The organism is Helicobacter rappini (assembly GCF_900198625.1).
In the GTDB taxonomy this organism is placed as follows: domain Bacteria; phylum Campylobacterota; class Campylobacteria; order Campylobacterales; family Helicobacteraceae; genus Helicobacter_A; species Helicobacter_A rappini.
Window position 1 is genome coordinate 95,230 of the sequence record NZ_FZPK01000003.1, and the last position, 17,228, is coordinate 112,457.

Sequence of the window (17,228 nt, forward strand, 5' to 3'; positions counted from 1 at the left end):
TTACTCATCTTCTGGCTTGAAAAATCTATAGAATCCATTCGCATAATTTACCTGTTTAGCCCTAGATAGAGAGAGGCTGCCCTCTTCTATATCTTTAGTTATCGTGCTACCTGCACCAATCAGCACATTATCGGCGATATTTATCGGGGCTACAAGCTGACAATCACTGCCTACAAAGACATTTTTACCAATATGTGTTTTATGCTTTTTCTTGCCATCATAATTGCAGGTAATCACACCTGCCCCAATATTGCTCCCATCTCCTATCACGCAATCGCCAAGATAGCTTAAATGCCCCGCTTTCACTCCATCTAAATTCGCATTTTTACATTCCACAAAGTTGCCAATATGAGAATCTTTTATATGTGAGTTTGGTCGTATGTGTGCGTGCGGTCCTATATCACTTTCTATAATCTCACTTTCTTCCACTACGCTATGGGCTTTTATATGGCTATCTTTGATATAGCTTTTACCTGTTATTCTCACGCCATTTTCAAGCACACATTCCCCCTCAAAGCATACGCTAGATTCTATATAAATGCTCTCTGGTATCTGCATGATAACGCCTTGTTCCATTGCCCTTTCTCTTAGCCTTGTTAAGAGTATCTGCTCTGCTTGTGAAAGGTGAAGTTTTGTATTTATCCCAAGCATATTTTTTTCACAACATATAAAGGCAAAAATGTCTTTAGAATCTTTATTTGCGAGTTCTATAACCTGTGTGAGATAGTATTCATTTTGTGCGTTATTAGAATCTAGCTTTGATACATACTCTTGTAAAATCTCTTTAGTAAAGCAGTAAATCCCTGCATTTACGATATTAATCTCTTTTTGTTCTGTATTGCAATCTTTCTCTTCGATAATGCCCTTTATGGCAAATGCTTGTTTTAAATCCTTGTCTTTTTTGATAATCCTGCCATAACCATAAGGATTTTTTGTCTCAAACGCACAAAGATTTATAGAGCCAGCCCCATTTACTAGCATTTCTAAATCACTGCTTGAGATTAGAGGCGTATCACCGCTAAGGATTAGCACCTTTTCACCTTTTATATCGATTAATTGCTTATTTTCTTTCATCAAAGCCCCCCCAGTGCCCGGATACTTATCATGCAACTGCGTGTGAAAAGTAATCTTATCAGCGATATGCCATGCGTATTTTTCCTGTAAAAACGCTTGTATTCTCTCTTTTTGATTATATAGCACGACATGCACATCAGAGCTTATCTCTAATGCGGTATCAATCACATATTCAATCATGCTTTTACCGCATAGCTTATGCAAAACCTTTGGTGTATTTGACTTCATTCGTGTGCCAAACCCAGCCGCTAAAATCACCACTGATACCATATTTTTCCTTTTATAGCTTAGATTCTATTTGATACATACAAGGCTAAAATTATACATTATTTAGAGCATATTTCTTTTAAATAGTTAATTGATTCTTCAATGCTTTTGGGTCTACTAAGATCGTCTATTTCTTTGTCTGTTAAGACTTTATCATCAAAGCATTTGCCACTTATAATCTCGCCATTCTCACCTTTAAATAAGGCTAGTAGTTTTCCATCTTCTGTGTAGAATCTCGTATCCCCATGAAACAAGTTGTTTAAAAATGGTATTTCTGCCATAAGCTTCCCATTCTCATAATACCACTTTTCTATGCCTTCTGCTTTGTTATTTTTGTATGGTATTTCTCTCCAAAGATTCCCATTTTCATAATACCACTTTTCTATGCCTTCTGCTTTGCCATTTTTGTATGGTGTTTCCCAATAAATTTTCCCATTTGAATGATATTCTTTTTCTATACCTTCTCTTTTGTCATTTTTATATGGTATTTCAGTTTTAAGTTCCCCATTCTCATAATACCATTTTTCTATGCCTTCTCTTCCACCATTTTTAAATGGTGTTTCTATATGAAGATTCCCATTTTCATAATACTCTTTTTCCATACCCTCGAATTCACCATTTTTATATGGTGTTTCTTTTATAAGTTTCCCATTTAAATCATATTTTTTTTCTACACAACCTCTTATTATGTCTTCTTCGGTTTTACATTCTTTTAACATGGTTGTATCTACACTATGAAATGAGAGAAAACCTATAAACACACTTTTTAGCAACATAACTGCCCCTTTTAAATTAAGATAAAGATTCTGTATTTTACAAAAACTCTTTTAGATTAAAGCCATAAAAATTCTAAGATTAGAATCTAGCAAGTGTTAAGACTTTAAAATCATAAATTATTTAGAATCACTTTTAAGGCATATTTTTTGTAGATATTTATATGCTTCTTCATCGCTAGTATTGCTAATCTCTGCTAAATCTTTATTTGTTAGGGCTTTATCATTAAAGCATTTACCGCTTATAAACTCGCCATTCTCAACTTTAAGCAAAGCTAGTAGTTTTTTATCTGTTGTATAGAATCTTGTGTCCCCTTGAGGCATATCGTTTAAAAATGACATCTCTATGTGTAAATTCCCCATTTTATCATACCCTTTTGCTATACCTTCTACCTTACCATTTTTATATGGTGTTTCTACCCAAATATTCCCATTTTGATAATATTGTCTCTCTGCACAACCGCTTATTTTGTCTGCGTGATTTTCGCATTCTTTTAACATGGTTGTATCTACACTATGAAATGAGAGAAAACCTATAAACACACTTTTTAGCAACATAATTGTCCTTTAAATTAAGATAAAGATTCTGTATTTTACAAAAATTCTTTTAGATTAAAGTCTAAAAGATTCTAAGATTAGAATCTAGTAAGTGTTAAGATAGTTTTAAAATCATAAATTATTTAGAATCACTTTTAAGGCATATTTCTTTTAAATAGTTAATTGCTTTGCCAGCATTATAAAATCTACCAATCTCTTCTAAATCTTTATTTGTTGGGGATTTATTATTAGAGCATTTGCCATCTATAATCTTGCCATTCTCGGCTTTAAGCAAAGCAAGTAGCTCTCCATCTTCTGTGTAGTATTTTAAATTGCCATGTGCTTCATCATTTTTATGTGGTATTTCACTTGCTAGATTCCCACTCCCATAATACCATTTTTCTATGCCCTCTATTTTGCCATTTTTATATGGTGTTTCACTCGCTAGACTCCCATTCTCATAATACCACTTTGCCATGCCTTCTTTTTTGCCATTTTTATATGGTGTTTCTACTCCTAGATTCCCATTCTCATAATACGACTTTACCATGCCGTCCTTTTCACCATTTTTATATGGCGTTTCTATCCAAAGATTCCCATTTGAATAATATTCTTTTTCTATACCTTCTTTTTCACCATTTTTATATGGTATTTCAATCTTTAGATTCCCATTTTCATCATACCGCTTTTCTATGCCTTCTATTTCACCATTTTTAAATGGTGCTTTTCTCCAAAGATTCCCATTCTTATAATACACTTTGGCTATGCCTTCTACTTTACCATTTTGATATGGTGTTTCACCCATAAGTTTGCCACTTTCATAATATGTTTTTGCTATACCATTTGCTTCATTATTTTTGTATGGTGTCTCACGCCTAAAATTCCCATTTGAATAATATGCCCTCTCTACACAACCGCTTATTTTGTCTTCTTCATTTTTACATTCTTTTAGTGTATCTGCATATAAAATAGAAAGTGATAAAAATCCTATAAACACACTTTTTAGTAACATATTTGTCCTTTTAAATTAAGATAAAGATTCTGTATTTTACAAAAACTATTTTAGATTAAAACCATAAAGATTCTAAGATTAGAATCTAGTAAGTGTTAAGACTTTAAAATCAAGGGTTATTTAGAATCACTCTCTTTAAGGCATATTTTTTGTAAATAGTTAATTGCTTTTTCAATGTCGTTAATATCAATCTCGTCTATTTCTTTGTCTGTCAAGACTTTATCATTAAAGCATTTACCGCTTGTAATCTTGCCATTCTCAGCTTTAACTAAGGCTAGTAGCTTTTTATCTTCTGTGTAGTATGTCATATCTCCATGAAACAAGTTGTTTAAATGTGGTATTTCTGCCATAAGATTCCCATTCTTATAATACCACTTTACTATACCTTCTCTTTTGTTATTTTTATATGGTGTTTCTGTCGCAAGATTCCCATTTTCATAATACCTTTTTACTATACCATCGAATCTACCATTTTTATATGGCGTTTCTCTCCAAAGATTCCCATTTTCATAATACTCTTTTACTATACCATCGTATTTACCATTTTTAAATGGTGCTTCTCTCTCTAGATTCCCATTTTCATAATATTGCTTTGTTAAGCCTTCTCTTTTGTTATTTTTATATGGTATTTCAAACTCTAGATTCCCATTTTCATAATATTGCTTTGTTAAGCCTTCGAATTTATCATTTTTATATGGTATTTCAGCCCGAAGCTTCCCATTCTCATCATACAACTTTTCTATACCTTCTCTTTTGTCATTCTTATATGGTGTTTCACTTGCTAGCTTCCCTTTCTCATAATACTCTTTTGCTATGCCATCTACTTTGCCATTTTTATATGGTGTTTCTATCCAAAGATCCACATTTGAATCATACTCTTTTACTACACAACCGCTTATTTTGTCTGCGTGATTTTCGCATTCTTTTAACATGGTTGTATCTACACTATGAAATGAGAGAAAACCTATAAACACACTTTTTAGCAACATAACTGCCCTTTTAAATTAAGATAAAGATTCTGTATTTTACAAAAACTCTTTTAGATTAAAGCCATAAAAATTCTAAGATTAGAATCTAGCAAGTGTTACAATAGCTTTAAAATCAAAGATTATTTAGAATCACTTTTAAGGCATATTTTTTGTAAATAGTTAATTGCTTTGCCAGCACTATAAAATCTACCAATCTCTTCTAAATCTTTATTTGTTGGGGCTTTATTATTAGAGCATTTACCGCTTGTAATCTTGCCATTCTCGGCTTTAAGCAAAGCAAGTAGCTCTTCCATCTTCTGTGTAGTATTTTAAATTGCCATGTGCTTCATCATTTTTATGTGGTATTTCACTTGCTAGACTCCCACTCTCATGATACCACTTTGCCATGCCTTCTCTTTCGCCATTTTGATATGGTGTTTCTATCCAAAGATTCCTATTTGAAAAATATTCTCTCTCTACACAACCGCTTATTTTATCCGCTTCGGTTTTGCATTCTTTTAGTGTATCTGCATATAAAGTAGAATTAGAATCACTCTCTTTAAGGCATATTTCTTGTAGATATTTATATGCTTTTTCATAGCTAGCCTTGTTCATCTCTGCTAAATCTTTATTTGTTAGGGCTTTATTATTAAAGCATTTACCGCTTGTAATCCTGCCATTCTCAGCTTTAACTAAGGCTAGTAGCTTTTTATCTTCTGTGTAGAGTTTTATATCCCCATGCAATATATCATTTAAAACTGATGCTTCTAACGCCAAGTTTCCATTTTCATAATGATACCATTTTTCTATACCTTCTCTTTTGTTATTTTTATATGGTGTTTCTATCCAAAGCTTCCCATTCTCATAATACCATTTTTCTATACCTTCTTGTTTGTCATTTTTATATGGTGTTTCAATCTCTAGATTCCCATTTTCATAATACTCTTTTACTACACAACCGCTTATTTTATCCGCTTCGCTTTTACACTCTTTTAGTGTCTCTGCATGTAAAATAGAAAATGAAAACAAAGCTATAAACGCATTTTTTAGTAACATATTTGTCCTTTAAAATTAAGATAAAGATTCTGTATTTTACAAAAACTCTTTTAGATTAAAGCCTTAAAGATTCTAAGATTAGAATCTGGCTTTTTCTAAATCAGCATAAATTCTAAGAGAGATATTTTGCATACGATCAAATTATGATAATCATTAGATTCTAATCCTATTGTGTTCCAAAGCCATAAAGGTGTAGAACTAACCACCAAATCTTAATGTAGATTCTAATAATATCATATAGATTAACTCATGAATTAGGGCTTCTATAACACAAACACAGCTTTTTGCTTTTATAGAATCTTAGAAGAAAAATCCAATCATTTAGCATTATATATTCTCCATGATATGGAGTAATTAAAGAGTTCTCGATACAGATTCTCAAAGTCTTTATTATCTTGCAGCAGAAAGCTTTCATCTAATGCATGTAAGCCAAAGGCTTTTTTAGAATCTGTGTTTATCTCTTTATCTTTCCATAGATACCCAACCCCTGCTTGTGTAGGATAAATCCCATTATCATCAATCCATACTGATCTATTGAATCCAAACTCATATTGCTTATTATCCACCTTGCCTAGCATATTGCGTCCGCCCACACTCATATATGTCGCATTTGATAGGCTCAAAGCATAGAGTGTAGGCAGTATGTCTTTGTGCGAACCCACACGAGATGGATTATAATGCAGGTTTATTTGATAGGCTTGTGGGATATAGATATAAAAAGGCACACTGAAGTTTAGGGCTTTATCCGTGTTTGGATTTGGTCCAAGATTTCTTAAGCGATGATCGCCTGTTGCACTTATAATTGTATTTTTTGCGAGATTTGATTGCTTGATTCTATCCATAAAATCCCCAAAGGCATTATTAGCATATTGATATAGTTTTATCGGCAATATGAGATTGTCTTGCTCTTTTTGTGTTAGTTTATCTGCCAATTCGCTAGGAAATGAAAGTGGCATAGGCGAAAAAGTGTGCGGTAATAGATGAGGCGGATGATTGCTTGTGGTAAGGATAGCAATAAAGGTTGGCTTTGTAGCACTACTTAGAATCTCAAACGCAAGTCTATATACATACTCATCAGGCACACCCCATGAGTTAGAATCTTGCTTACTTTCTGGATACTTCTCCATCAGCGTAAGGGCATCATAGACTTTATGCGCCCCTTGTGTCTTTGTGTAGTCTTCTAGTCCCTGCCACTGCCCATAGCCCGAAGTGATATAAAAGACTTCGTATCCAGAATCTGCATATATTGAGAATGGATTGTAGGGAAGCTTTATATTCTTATATGAACCAAGCGTGATTTGCTCATTTGGACTCTCAAAGAAAAGGGCTACAAATGATGGGGCTGTGCCATCTGCAGCACTCAAAAAGCGATAAAATACAAAATCACTCCCAAAATGCTTTCTTAAACTCCCAAGCAAATCATTTGTATCCTTTCTATCATGCACTAATGCATTTATACCAAAGCTCTCCATAACATTTAAGACAACATGCGGTGGGTTATCTTTTAGAAAGTTAGAATCTGCTGTGGTATGAAAAAGTGGGAAAAGTCTCTCTTGCAATTCCTTGCCTCTTTCGATATTTGGCTCTTCAAAGGTCGCATTATTTCTATAATCTTTTAACGCCCATTCAAATGCCATAAGTGGATTTGTGGCGATATGATTAAAAATAGGTAATGTAGAAATATGAAAATTATCTGCTTTTATAGGGAAAGTCCCTAAAGTCCCACGCGCTGCGATGATAAGTAGAATAATTAAGCAAAAATGAATAGTCCCATAAATAAAAAGCTTGATAGCATTAAATGTGGTGTTTAGTCTTTCTTTTATTGCATTGTATCTTAATGGAATCTTGTAGGCAAAAAGGGTGATTATCCCGCACAGCAAAGACATTAAGATCCCCCACACAAGCGGATAGTCATGCCACATAATAGAGAGAACGGCTAAAGTATCATCATCTTTTAATCCAAAAATGAAAATATCAATCTTATTGCCATAGGTTTGGAAGTAATAGAAATTTACAAAGGCTGCCACCATAAAAATAAAGCCAAGTAAAAATGCGTAAAATGAAAAGAAAAAGCGACTAAAAGAAGAGAAAAAAGAGTTTAAAGCTACAAAGACTCTAGAGGTTACCCCCCCCCCCGCTTAATTTCACAGATATTTTAAGAATAGATTCTATAATAAAAGCAATAAGTTTTAGTCCAACAAAAACAAGCATCGCAATGCCAATACTACGCATATCAAGCTTAAAGCCCATAATCCACATTGCATAAAAATCTTTATGCGTAAAGAGTTCTTCGGGGATAAAATGTGCCACCATAATAGCCCTAGCAGAAGAACAAATTATAAGCAAAATTATAATAAACAATAATGTTTGAAAAAGTGTAGTGTAGCTTAGTGTTTTTGTAGTTGTGTTTGTCATGAAAATCCTTGTAAATTAAATATGCGTGAGACTTGCAAGGCTTTTTATTGTTTGTAGATATAGGCATTTAGCGGAAAGCACTAAATTTAACCCTGCAAAATCTTTGTAGATTATGAGAGATGTTAGGTAAAATCTCTCTAATTAGAATCCATGTTGCACTCAATATAACATTTATTAAAATCTAAAAGACTCTAGACTAAGAGAAATTTATAGGGAAAGATAAGAGACATAATCTTTTGATTACACAAATGTATGGCTAGAGTGGTTAGCCAAAAGGATAGCCAACTACTACCTTACTTTGTCTCTTCAAGCTTACGCAATGCCCCAGCAATCATAGAAGTATCACTTGAAGCGTCTTCAAGCAGTTTTTTAGCTTGTTCTAGTGCCTTTGATAGCTTACTATCACCACCACGAACGCACACTGCACCATCGGCTAATACGCTTACTTTATTATTGCTAATGGAAACATGCCCCCAGTTTATTGCTACAAGATCATGACCTGATTCTGAACGAATGTCAATCACGCCTGTTTGTAAAAGCGCTAACATATCGCAATGTCCGGGCAGAACGCCAAACTCGCCCTCTTTACCCGGCAAATAGACAGAATTTACCTTGCCATTAAAAATCTCACCATAAGGAGTAACAATATCGAGTTGAAAATCTTGCATGAATGCTCCTTATTATTTTGCTTGTTTCATATCCTCTGCTTTTTGAAGCACTTCTTGGATATTGCCAACCATATAAAACGCATTTTCTGGTATATGATCGTATTTGCCCTCTAAAATGCCTTTAAAGCCCTCAAGCGTTTCTTGTAAGCTTACATATTTGCCCGGACTGCCTGTAAATACTTCAGCAACAAAGAATGGTTGAGATAGGAATTTCTCAATCTTTCTTGCTCTCTCCACAGTTCGTTTATCTTCTTCTGATAGCTCATCCATACCAAGCAATGCGATAATATCTTGCAAATCTTTATACTTTTGCAACACCTGCTGAATACCTGTTGCAATCTTATAATGCTCTTCGCCAACAACTTGTGGATCAAGGATTCTAGAGCTAGAATCAAGTGGATCCACAGCTGGATAAATACCCTTTTCAGCGATCTTTCTATTAAGAACGGTTTTAGCATCAAGATGAGAGAAAACAGACGCAGGTGCTGGGTCAGTAAGGTCATCTGCTGGGACATAAACAGCCTGCACTGAAGTAATAGAGCCATTCTTTGTTGAAGTGATACGCTCTTGTAATTTACCCATTTCACTTGCAAGTGTAGGCTGATAACCAACCGCAGATGGAATCCTGCCTAAAAGGGCTGACATTTCCGCACCTGATTGTGCGTAACGGAAGATATTGTCGATAAACATCAACACATCAAGCCCTTTTTCATCTCTAAAGTATTCTGCCATTGTTAAACCTGTGAAAGCGATTCTATTTCTTGCGCCCGGTGGTTCATTCATCTGTCCGTAGCAAAGGGCAACTTTGTCTAAAACACCACTTTCTTTCATTTCGTGGTAAAGGTCGTTTCCTTCCCTTGTTCTTTCGCCAACACCTGCAAATACAGAGTAACCACTATGCTTATATGCAACATTATGTATAAGCTCCATAATAACAACGGTTTTACCAACACCAGCACCACCAAATAGTCCAACTTTACCACCTTTTGAGTATGGGGCAAGCAAATCAACAACCTTAATACCTGTTTCAAACATTTCTGTTTTTGTGCTTTGATTATCAAAGCTTGGAGATTCTCTGTGGATAGGCCATTTTACCGCTGCCTTAACCGGCTCACCATCATCAACAACTTCGCCAATAACATTAAAGATTCTACCTAATACTTCTTCGCCAACTGGGACTTCAATCATCGCACCACGCGCTTTAACTTCTTGTCCTCTTGTAAGCCCTTCTGTCATATCCATAGCGATTGTTCTTACGACATTATCGCCCAAGTGTGCCGCTACTTCTAATACAAGCTGCTTTTCTTCAGAATCAAACTTGTAATTTACATCAAGTGCCTCATTAATTTCTGGCAAATAATTTTCAAACTCAACATCAACAACAGGTCCCATGACTTGTGTGATTTTACCTACTTTATTCATATTTAAAGCTCCTTTCACATATTTACTTCATGGCTTCTACGCCAGCATTAATCTCAACTAATTCTGTTGTAATCGCTTCTTGTCGTGCTTTATTGTAAGAAATAGTCAGCGTTTTTACTAACTCAGTAGCATTATTTGTCGCCGCATCCATTGCTTGCATTCTTGCACTATGCTCTGCCGCTAGAGAATCTACAAGCGCATAATACATATTATATTCTACATACTTTTTTGCTAACTCATCTAGAATCATATTCTCTTCATCTTCGGGCGAAATGTTTAAAACGCTAGACATCTCGCTATCTTGTTGCAAGGCGTCTTTATCCGGCACAAGTGGCAGAATCTTCACACTTTTCAATTCTTGTGAGATCAGATTCTTAAATCCATTATGCACGATAATAACTTCGTCTGTTTTACCTGCTAAGAAATCATCGACAACCGCACCAATAAAGCTACTTGATTTTTCGTAATCCGGTGAAGCACTCAAATCCGCTACACTAGCTTCTAAAGGAATGTTGTTGAATGCAAAAAACGCATTACCCTTTTTGCCAACACAGCGAAATCTTACTCGTATCTTTTTCTTTTCATACTCATCTCTTAAGTGTAAAACTTCTTTCATGGTGATACTATTAAAGCCACCACACAAGCCTTTATCCGCAGTTACAAATACAATATCTACGATTTTTACATCATGAGATTCTGTATTGTTGAAGAATTTGCTATCAATATTTGTTAAACCACTTCGTTTAATACGCAACATCATGTCGTAAAAAACTTCATTTAACTTATCCGCAAATGCCCTAGCCCTTCTTGCCATCTCTTCAGCTTTTTTAAGCTTTGAGGTCGAGACTAGCTTCATAGCACGCGTAGTTTTCTTAGTGTTATTTACGCTTGATATTTTTTTCCTAATTTCTTTTAGTCCATTTGCCATAAGTATGCCTTATTAAATCGCAAAACTTGTTCTAAACTCACTTAATGCCTTGTTAAGCAAAGATTCTATCTCTTTATCTAGCGCTTTTTTAGAGCTTATATCTTCAAAAATGCTTGGATATTTTGCTTCAATAAATGGATAAAGCTGTCTTTCAAACTCAACAACCTTATTTGCAGGAATATCATCTAAGAATCCTTTCGCACCGGCATAAATGATAGTTACTTGTCGCTCAATTGGCAGTGGGCTATATGGTCCCTGCTTTAAGACTTCCACCATTTTTTGCCCTCTCTCAAGCTGTCTTCTGCTTGACTCATCAAGGTCTGAAGCAAATTGTGCGAATGCTTGTAGCTCCCTAAATTGTGCAAGGTCAAGTCGTAATGTCCCGGCAACTTGTTTTGTTGCCTTAATCTGCGCAGCACCACCAACACGCGATACAGATAAACCAACATTGATCGCAGGGCGAATACCAGAGTTAAATAAATCTGTCTCAAGGAATATCTGTCCATCTGTAATTGAAATAACATTTGTAGGAATGTAGGCTGAAACATCGCCTGCTTGTGTTTCAATGATAGGCAATGCAGTCAAAGATCCAGCACCAAGCTCATCACTCAATTTAGCCGCACGCTCAAGCAAACGAGAGTGGATATAGAAAACATCACCCGGAAAAGCTTCTCTTCCCGGAGGTCTTCTTAGAATAAGGCTCATTTCACGATAAGCAACAGCATGTTTTGTAAGATCATCATAGATAATAAGTGCATGTTTGCCATTATCTCTAAAATACTCCCCGATTGTAACACCAGAGTAAGGTGCAAGATATTGCATAGCTGCACTTGAACTCGCAGAAGCATTCACTACAACCGTGTATTCCATAGCACCATGCTCTTCAAGCTTACGCACAACTTGTGCCACCGTAGATTCTTTTTGTCCTATGGCAACATAGATACAATAAACACCTTGCCCTTTTTGATTGATAATCGCATCGATAGCAACGGTCGTTTTCCCAGTTTGTCTATCACCAATGATAAGTTCTCTTTGTCCCCTACCGATAGGCACAAGTGCATCAATAGCTTTAATACCTGTTTGCAGTGGCTCATGCACACTTTTTCGCTGCATAATGCCGGGAGCTTTTTGCTCGATAAAACGATATTCATTTGATTCTATCGCACCTTTGCCATCAAGTGGCTCACCAACGGTATTTACAACGCGACCTATCACGCTTTCTCCAACCGGAATCTTCATAAGGCGATTTAGTCGCTTAACAGTTGTACCTTCTTTAATACCTTTTCCATTACCAAGCACAACAACACCAACACTGCCTTCTTCAAGGTTAAGCGCTAGTCCCTTTTCACCTGTGTCAAACTCGACCATCTCATACGACATAACATCGTTTAAGCCATATACCTTAGCAACACCATCAGCGTAACTCGTAACCTTGCCAACTTGACTAATATCAACCTGCAGGTCAAACTGCTCAATCTTTTCGCGGATAATAGAGCTTATTTCTTCGGGTTTCAATTTTGCGGTAACCATGTGTCTCCTTCTATTAGATTGCTTTTAAAATAAAGTCTTGTAATTCTTGCGTGAATTTATGTTTTAAGAACGCAACTTCAATGCCCAACTCTGTAACCTCAAGCTTAATGCCATCTAGAGTGGGATCAATGCTTTGGGTAACTTTTAGTGTCGTGCCTAGTTTCCTGCCAAGCTTATCCTGAATGTTGAGCAGAGAATCTTGACCTAATTCTTGTTTCACATAAAGTGTAGCTTGATACACATTAAGGCGACTATCAATAATTTTTTTAAGCTCAAGTGCTACAAAAGGTAGCAAATAGATTCTGTCGTTTTTAACAAGAATTGTTAAAAGCTTTTCAGCATAAGGGTTCGCTGTAATATCAACAAGAGATTTTAGAAATGCAAGCTTACTCGTGTTGTCAATAATAGGCGACATGACAATATCTCTAAATTTGCTTATAGCAAACATTTTATTTATCTCTGCGTATGTGTTATATACCTGCGTAATATTTTCGGCATTGCAAACACTAGCTAATGCTTTGGCGTATTTTTTTGCTATAACATGTTCTTGCATTTACACCACCTTCTTTTCTAGGATTCCAACATAATCTTTGGATTCAAGTTTTAAGGCTTGGCTTACAAATGCTTCCTGTAAGATCTCTGCAACAAGCTGCTTTTGTAGCATTTTTTCTTGAAATTCCATTGCTTCTTCATTTGCTTTTAATAGATTTGCAATTTGTTCTTTCGTTTTCTCTTCAATACGCAATACAGACGCATTTGCTTCTTTTTTGGCAGTAGCAATTATTTCTGCCGCTTGCTCTTTTGCTTCTTTCAATCGCTGTTGTGCTTTTTCTTTCTTTGCTCTTATCTCATTTACTTTTTCTTGTGTCTGTGAAAGCTTATTTGCGATGCCTTTTGTGCGTTCTTGCAACATGGACTTAAGCCTATCTGCAAGTAAATACCACATTAATGCCACAAAAATAACAAAGTTTATCAATCTTTCTAGAATGTCAGTTTTTGAAATATCCATCACATGAGCTTCGCCACTTGCATAGGATATGCTACATAGCACAAAGCACATGAAAGCCATATATATGTATCGCATACTTATCCCTTTATACACTAACTTTAAATATGTTTAATCTTTGCAGCAAGTAAAGATTCTATATCACCTATATTTGCACGCAATTCATTTTTCATAGAATCCTTGCTTTCCTGCAATTTTGCCATGAAAGCATCCATTTTCTCTCGGTTTTCATTTTGCATACGCTCTATTTTTGCACCTGCACTCTTTTTCGCCTCTTCAACTTGCTCTTCCTTAGCTGTAAAAGCCTGTGTCTTCGCATGAGATAAAATCTCATGAATCTCGTTTTCTATGCGTTGAAGTTCATTATCTTCACGCGTTACAATCTCTAAATCACTTGTAACTTTCTGTTCTCTTTGGTCCATATAGGCAAAAAGTGGCTGGAATACAAACTTATTGAGCATAAACATTGTAACCATAAACACTATAAACACGACAAGCATGACCTGTGGATTTGGCATAATCTCCATATTTTTCCCTTTTTACTTGTTTGCTTGGCAACTTTGCGATTATATTTTAAAAAACTAAGTCGCTATTGTAGCAAATTTCTAGCTAAGTTACAATACTAAAAGCTTAAAAAACGCATAATTTGAAAATAAAATTGCAAAAAATTGTAAGTTTAGGGTATAAAATAAACAAAATTTATACTTATATGGAATCCATAAAGAAGTGCGAATAATATCTTATGGAATCTGGAATCGCATGTATTAAGCCATGCTTGTAATATTAGAATCTTATTATGTTGAGGGCTAAATAAAAACCTTTTTTAAGTCTCTGCTAAAAGTTTTGCTATGCTACTATGCCTAGCATTATATAATTACTGAAATCTAGGCTCCAAATTACTAGCAATCGCTCAATCGCTTCAAACAAACATGCTTTATGCTTTTGTGAGAAAAGATATAACGATATTTCTCTTTGTGCCGCCAAAATTTACCATAGCAGTTGAGTTATCGCCTAGCCCCCTTACAGATTCTATCCTGCCAAAGCCAAAGATTTTATGCTGGACACAATCGCCGCGTTTTAGCCCCGCTACACATTTATCACTTTCTTCATCTCTTAATCTTGCATTTTGCTTTGATACCACACCAGATTCTACTAAAAATTGTGATGGCTCAAACTCTCTATATCTGCCATGATGCATTCTCTTTTTTGCATAGCTTAGTGTAAGCGTATCTTTTGCGCGGGTAAAAGCCACATAGGCAAGTCGTCGTTCTTCATCGAGATTCTGTGTGTTTTTATCAACAGAATCTATACTCATTTCATAAAAGTTCATTAATGGAAATAAGCCTTGCTCCATACCGATAACAAATACATGTTTAAATTCTAATCCTTTACTATTATGCACACTCATGCAAAGCACATGATTAGAATCTTCTATATCGCTACTAGAGCTTAATGCTATATCATTGAGAAATGCTTGTATTATCTCTTCATTACTAGCGTAATCCCCGCCCCTCTCACATTCTATAAAATCTAGCAAAGTCGCAAATAACTCGTCCATATTTTTCCTGCGATCTTCATTGCTTTCAGAATCTTTTGTTGGTATATCATCTGCATAGAGTTTTATTTTGGTTTTAAAAAAATGCGGTATTTCGCTTGGATTAAGTTGTAAGCATTCTCTTAAAGATTCTATTAATGTAAAAAACTCGCTTAGCTTTGCATGGCATTTAAGTGAAGATAATCCCCCTTGTTTCCATGCGGCATATATGCTTGTGTAGTGCATACTTGCGGCTACTATGTCTCCAAATGTCTTTTCGCCGATACTTCTCTTTGGTTGATTGATAATTCGCTCAAGTGAAAAGTTATCATCAAGGTTTAGGGCTAAACGCAAATAAGCAAGCACATCTTTAATCTCTTGTCTATCATAAAATCGTATAACGCCTACCATTTTGAATGATATCTTAGTGCGATTAAAGCATTCTTCTACATGTCTTGCAAATGTGTTTAAGCGGAATAATATCGCAATGTCATTATAGCTCTCGCCTTGTGCTATGAGTGTCTGTATAGATTCTATAATCTGTTTCATCTCGGCTTTGTCATCATGGCTTTTTATATATTGGACTTTTTTGCCATTATGCCTTGTTGCTTTTAGAATCTTATCATATCGTGTTGTGTTGTGTGATATAAGATTATTTGCGATTGTTAGAATCTCTTCTGTGCTGCGATAGTTTTGCTCTAGCTTTACTATCTTCGTATTTTCAAATTGGGCATCAAAGTCTAGGATATTTTCGATATTTGCACCACGCCAACTATAAATACTTTGGTCATCATCGCCTACTACACAAAGATTCTCATGTGTGGCACATAGAAGTTTTAAAAGACTTGCTTGCAGGTTGTTTGTATCTTGATATTCATCTACCATGATATATTGATATTTATTGCTTATTTGTGTGCGTAAAGTTTCATTTTCATATAAGATTCTATAAGGTAAGAGTAATAAGTCATCAAAATCTACAAGGTTATTTGCGTAAAGATAGTCTTCATATTTTTGATAAATCATTGCGACTTGTGCATCTATCATGCTTGGACTTTGCTTTGCAATATCTGGCAATATCGCATTATTTTTATAATCAGATATAGCACTTGAGAGTGTTGCAGGGGTTAATTCCTTTGCGATATTTTTGCTATTTTTCTTTATATTTCGTATTATCTTTCGCTTATCATCTTCATCTATGACATTAAACATAGAATTACGTGAAAGTAAATGAATGTAGCGTTGTAAGAAAAGCAATCCAAATTTATGAAAGGTGCAAAGCAAGGGGGTATTTATCATAGGAATACTCATTGATTCTATAAGCTTTAATGCTCTCTCTCGCATTTCTCTTGCGGCTTTATTTGTGAATGTTAATGTTAATGTGTTTTGTGCGGGGATACCTATACTTAAGAGATAGGCAAGTCTTGTTGTTAGCGTTTTGGTTTTGCCGCTTCCAGCCCCAGCAAGTATAAGCAAGGCATTATCTACATGGATGGCGGCTTCTTTCTGTGCGGCATTGAGTGATTCTAAAATATCCATAATTATTCCTTATTTTTATTTGATTTGTGTTTGCATGATTCTGAATGTAATTATAGACTATATTATAAGTGTTAGGGATATTGTTTTGCTGTATTGCTTTTTGTTTGTGTAAAAGCATGTTGTTGCTATCACCTATATCTAATACAATGTAATTTTAATTTACATGATAGTCATTAGAATTGCCTTAAAAAATCCCCCCTAAAAAACAAACTCTAAAAAAATCAAAAACTTTTTTAAATTTAAGCTTTATTTAAGCTTTATTAGCATATAATTCTGTTTCTCAAGTTTGCAGAAAGCAAATTAAAGATTTACAAGATGTAAATATACCGAATATTATAGCATTTTTTCATTAAAATCAGTAATATTTTTATCAAACTCTTTTTGTCCTTTTAGATTTTAGAGTTTTTATATTTTGTTTCACTTTTTTGTGTTTTTGTTAATACTTGCGTTATTTGACTTTGGAAATTTTGATATTTTTAAAGCAATGATCTTTGACAACTAA

17 protein-coding genes are annotated in these 17,228 nt (G+C 34.9%); all 17 read right to left on the minus strand.

All coding sequences use genetic code 11. The features are described 5' to 3' along the window. The 17 genes from glmU to C6H17_RS00840 all read right to left on the minus strand — a co-directional run bounded on the left by glmU (position 1) and on the right by C6H17_RS00840 (position 16,726). Positions 1-1,344 carry a bifunctional UDP-N-acetylglucosamine diphosphorylase/glucosamine-1-phosphate N-acetyltransferase GlmU gene (glmU, locus tag C6H17_RS00765; protein ID WP_005216500.1) on the minus strand — a complete coding sequence of 448 codons (1,344 nt, stop codon included), beginning with the start codon at positions 1,342-1,344 and terminating at the stop codon, positions 1-3. A 56-nt stretch (positions 1,345-1,400) separates the two neighbouring features. Continuing rightward, complete coding sequence (locus tag C6H17_RS00770; RefSeq protein ID WP_020995412.1) at positions 1,401-2,117, minus strand: toxin-antitoxin system YwqK family antitoxin; 717 nt, start codon at positions 2,115-2,117, stop codon at positions 1,401-1,403. Positions 2,118-2,234: 117 nt separating this feature from the next. After that, positions 2,235-2,672 (minus strand): toxin-antitoxin system YwqK family antitoxin, encoded by a 438-nt coding sequence (locus tag C6H17_RS00775; protein WP_020995411.1) that lies wholly within the window; start codon positions 2,670-2,672, stop codon positions 2,235-2,237. A 118-nt stretch (positions 2,673-2,790) separates the two neighbouring features. Then, positions 2,791-3,663: a toxin-antitoxin system YwqK family antitoxin gene (locus C6H17_RS00780; RefSeq protein ID WP_005216498.1), complete on the minus strand. Its 873-nt coding sequence runs from the start codon at positions 3,661-3,663 to the stop codon at positions 2,791-2,793. Positions 3,664-3,779: 116 nt separating this feature from the next. Continuing rightward, positions 3,780-4,652 carry a toxin-antitoxin system YwqK family antitoxin gene (locus C6H17_RS00785; RefSeq protein WP_020995410.1) on the minus strand — a complete coding sequence of 291 codons (873 nt, stop codon included), beginning with the start codon at positions 4,650-4,652 and terminating at the stop codon, positions 3,780-3,782. 119 nt (positions 4,653-4,771) lie between these two features. Beyond that, a complete protein-coding gene (locus C6H17_RS12670) occupies positions 4,772-4,927 on the minus strand; it encodes a hypothetical protein (protein WP_223808310.1) in 156 nt (51 codons plus the stop codon). Then, positions 4,920-5,687 carry a toxin-antitoxin system YwqK family antitoxin gene (locus C6H17_RS12680; protein WP_005216495.1) on the minus strand — a complete coding sequence of 256 codons (768 nt, stop codon included), beginning with the start codon at positions 5,685-5,687 and terminating at the stop codon, positions 4,920-4,922. Before C6H17_RS12680 ends, C6H17_RS12670 begins: the two co-directional genes overlap by 8 nt. A gap of 317 nt (positions 5,688-6,004) precedes the next feature. Beyond that, positions 6,005-7,717 carry an LTA synthase family protein gene (locus C6H17_RS00795; RefSeq protein WP_040462593.1) on the minus strand — a complete coding sequence of 571 codons (1,713 nt, stop codon included), beginning with the start codon at positions 7,715-7,717 and terminating at the stop codon, positions 6,005-6,007. 85 nt (positions 7,718-7,802) lie between these two features. Next, positions 7,803-8,102 (minus strand): hypothetical protein, encoded by a 300-nt coding sequence (locus C6H17_RS00800; RefSeq protein ID WP_104731308.1) that lies wholly within the window; start codon positions 8,100-8,102, stop codon positions 7,803-7,805. Positions 8,103-8,395: 293 nt separating this feature from the next. Next, positions 8,396-8,770 (minus strand): ATP synthase F1 subunit epsilon, encoded by a 375-nt coding sequence (gene atpC / locus C6H17_RS00805; protein ID WP_005216493.1) that lies wholly within the window; start codon positions 8,768-8,770, stop codon positions 8,396-8,398. A 12-nt stretch (positions 8,771-8,782) separates the two neighbouring features. Then, positions 8,783-10,192, minus strand: coding sequence for a F0F1 ATP synthase subunit beta (gene atpD, locus C6H17_RS00810; protein WP_005216492.1), 1,410 nt, complete (start codon positions 10,190-10,192; stop codon positions 8,783-8,785). Between the two features lie 22 nt (positions 10,193-10,214). Then, positions 10,215-11,120 carry an ATP synthase F1 subunit gamma gene (gene atpG / locus C6H17_RS00815; protein ID WP_005216491.1) on the minus strand — a complete coding sequence of 302 codons (906 nt, stop codon included), beginning with the start codon at positions 11,118-11,120 and terminating at the stop codon, positions 10,215-10,217. Between the two features lie 12 nt (positions 11,121-11,132). Continuing rightward, positions 11,133-12,650 (minus strand): F0F1 ATP synthase subunit alpha, encoded by a 1,518-nt coding sequence (gene atpA / locus C6H17_RS00820; protein ID WP_005216490.1) that lies wholly within the window; start codon positions 12,648-12,650, stop codon positions 11,133-11,135. Between the two features lie 13 nt (positions 12,651-12,663). Next, positions 12,664-13,203, minus strand: coding sequence for a F0F1 ATP synthase subunit delta (locus C6H17_RS00825; protein ID WP_005216489.1), 540 nt, complete (start codon positions 13,201-13,203; stop codon positions 12,664-12,666). Beyond that, positions 13,204-13,734: a hypothetical protein gene (locus C6H17_RS00830; protein WP_020995409.1), complete on the minus strand. Its 531-nt coding sequence runs from the start codon at positions 13,732-13,734 to the stop codon at positions 13,204-13,206. A gap of 23 nt (positions 13,735-13,757) precedes the next feature. Beyond that, on the minus strand, positions 13,758-14,183 hold the full coding sequence (locus tag C6H17_RS00835) for a hypothetical protein (RefSeq protein WP_005216486.1): 426 nt from the start codon (positions 14,181-14,183) through the stop codon (positions 13,758-13,760). A 407-nt stretch (positions 14,184-14,590) separates the two neighbouring features. After that, positions 14,591-16,726 carry an ATP-dependent helicase gene (locus C6H17_RS00840; protein ID WP_005216483.1) on the minus strand — a complete coding sequence of 712 codons (2,136 nt, stop codon included), beginning with the start codon at positions 16,724-16,726 and terminating at the stop codon, positions 14,591-14,593. Between the last annotated feature and the right edge of the window lie 502 nt (positions 16,727-17,228).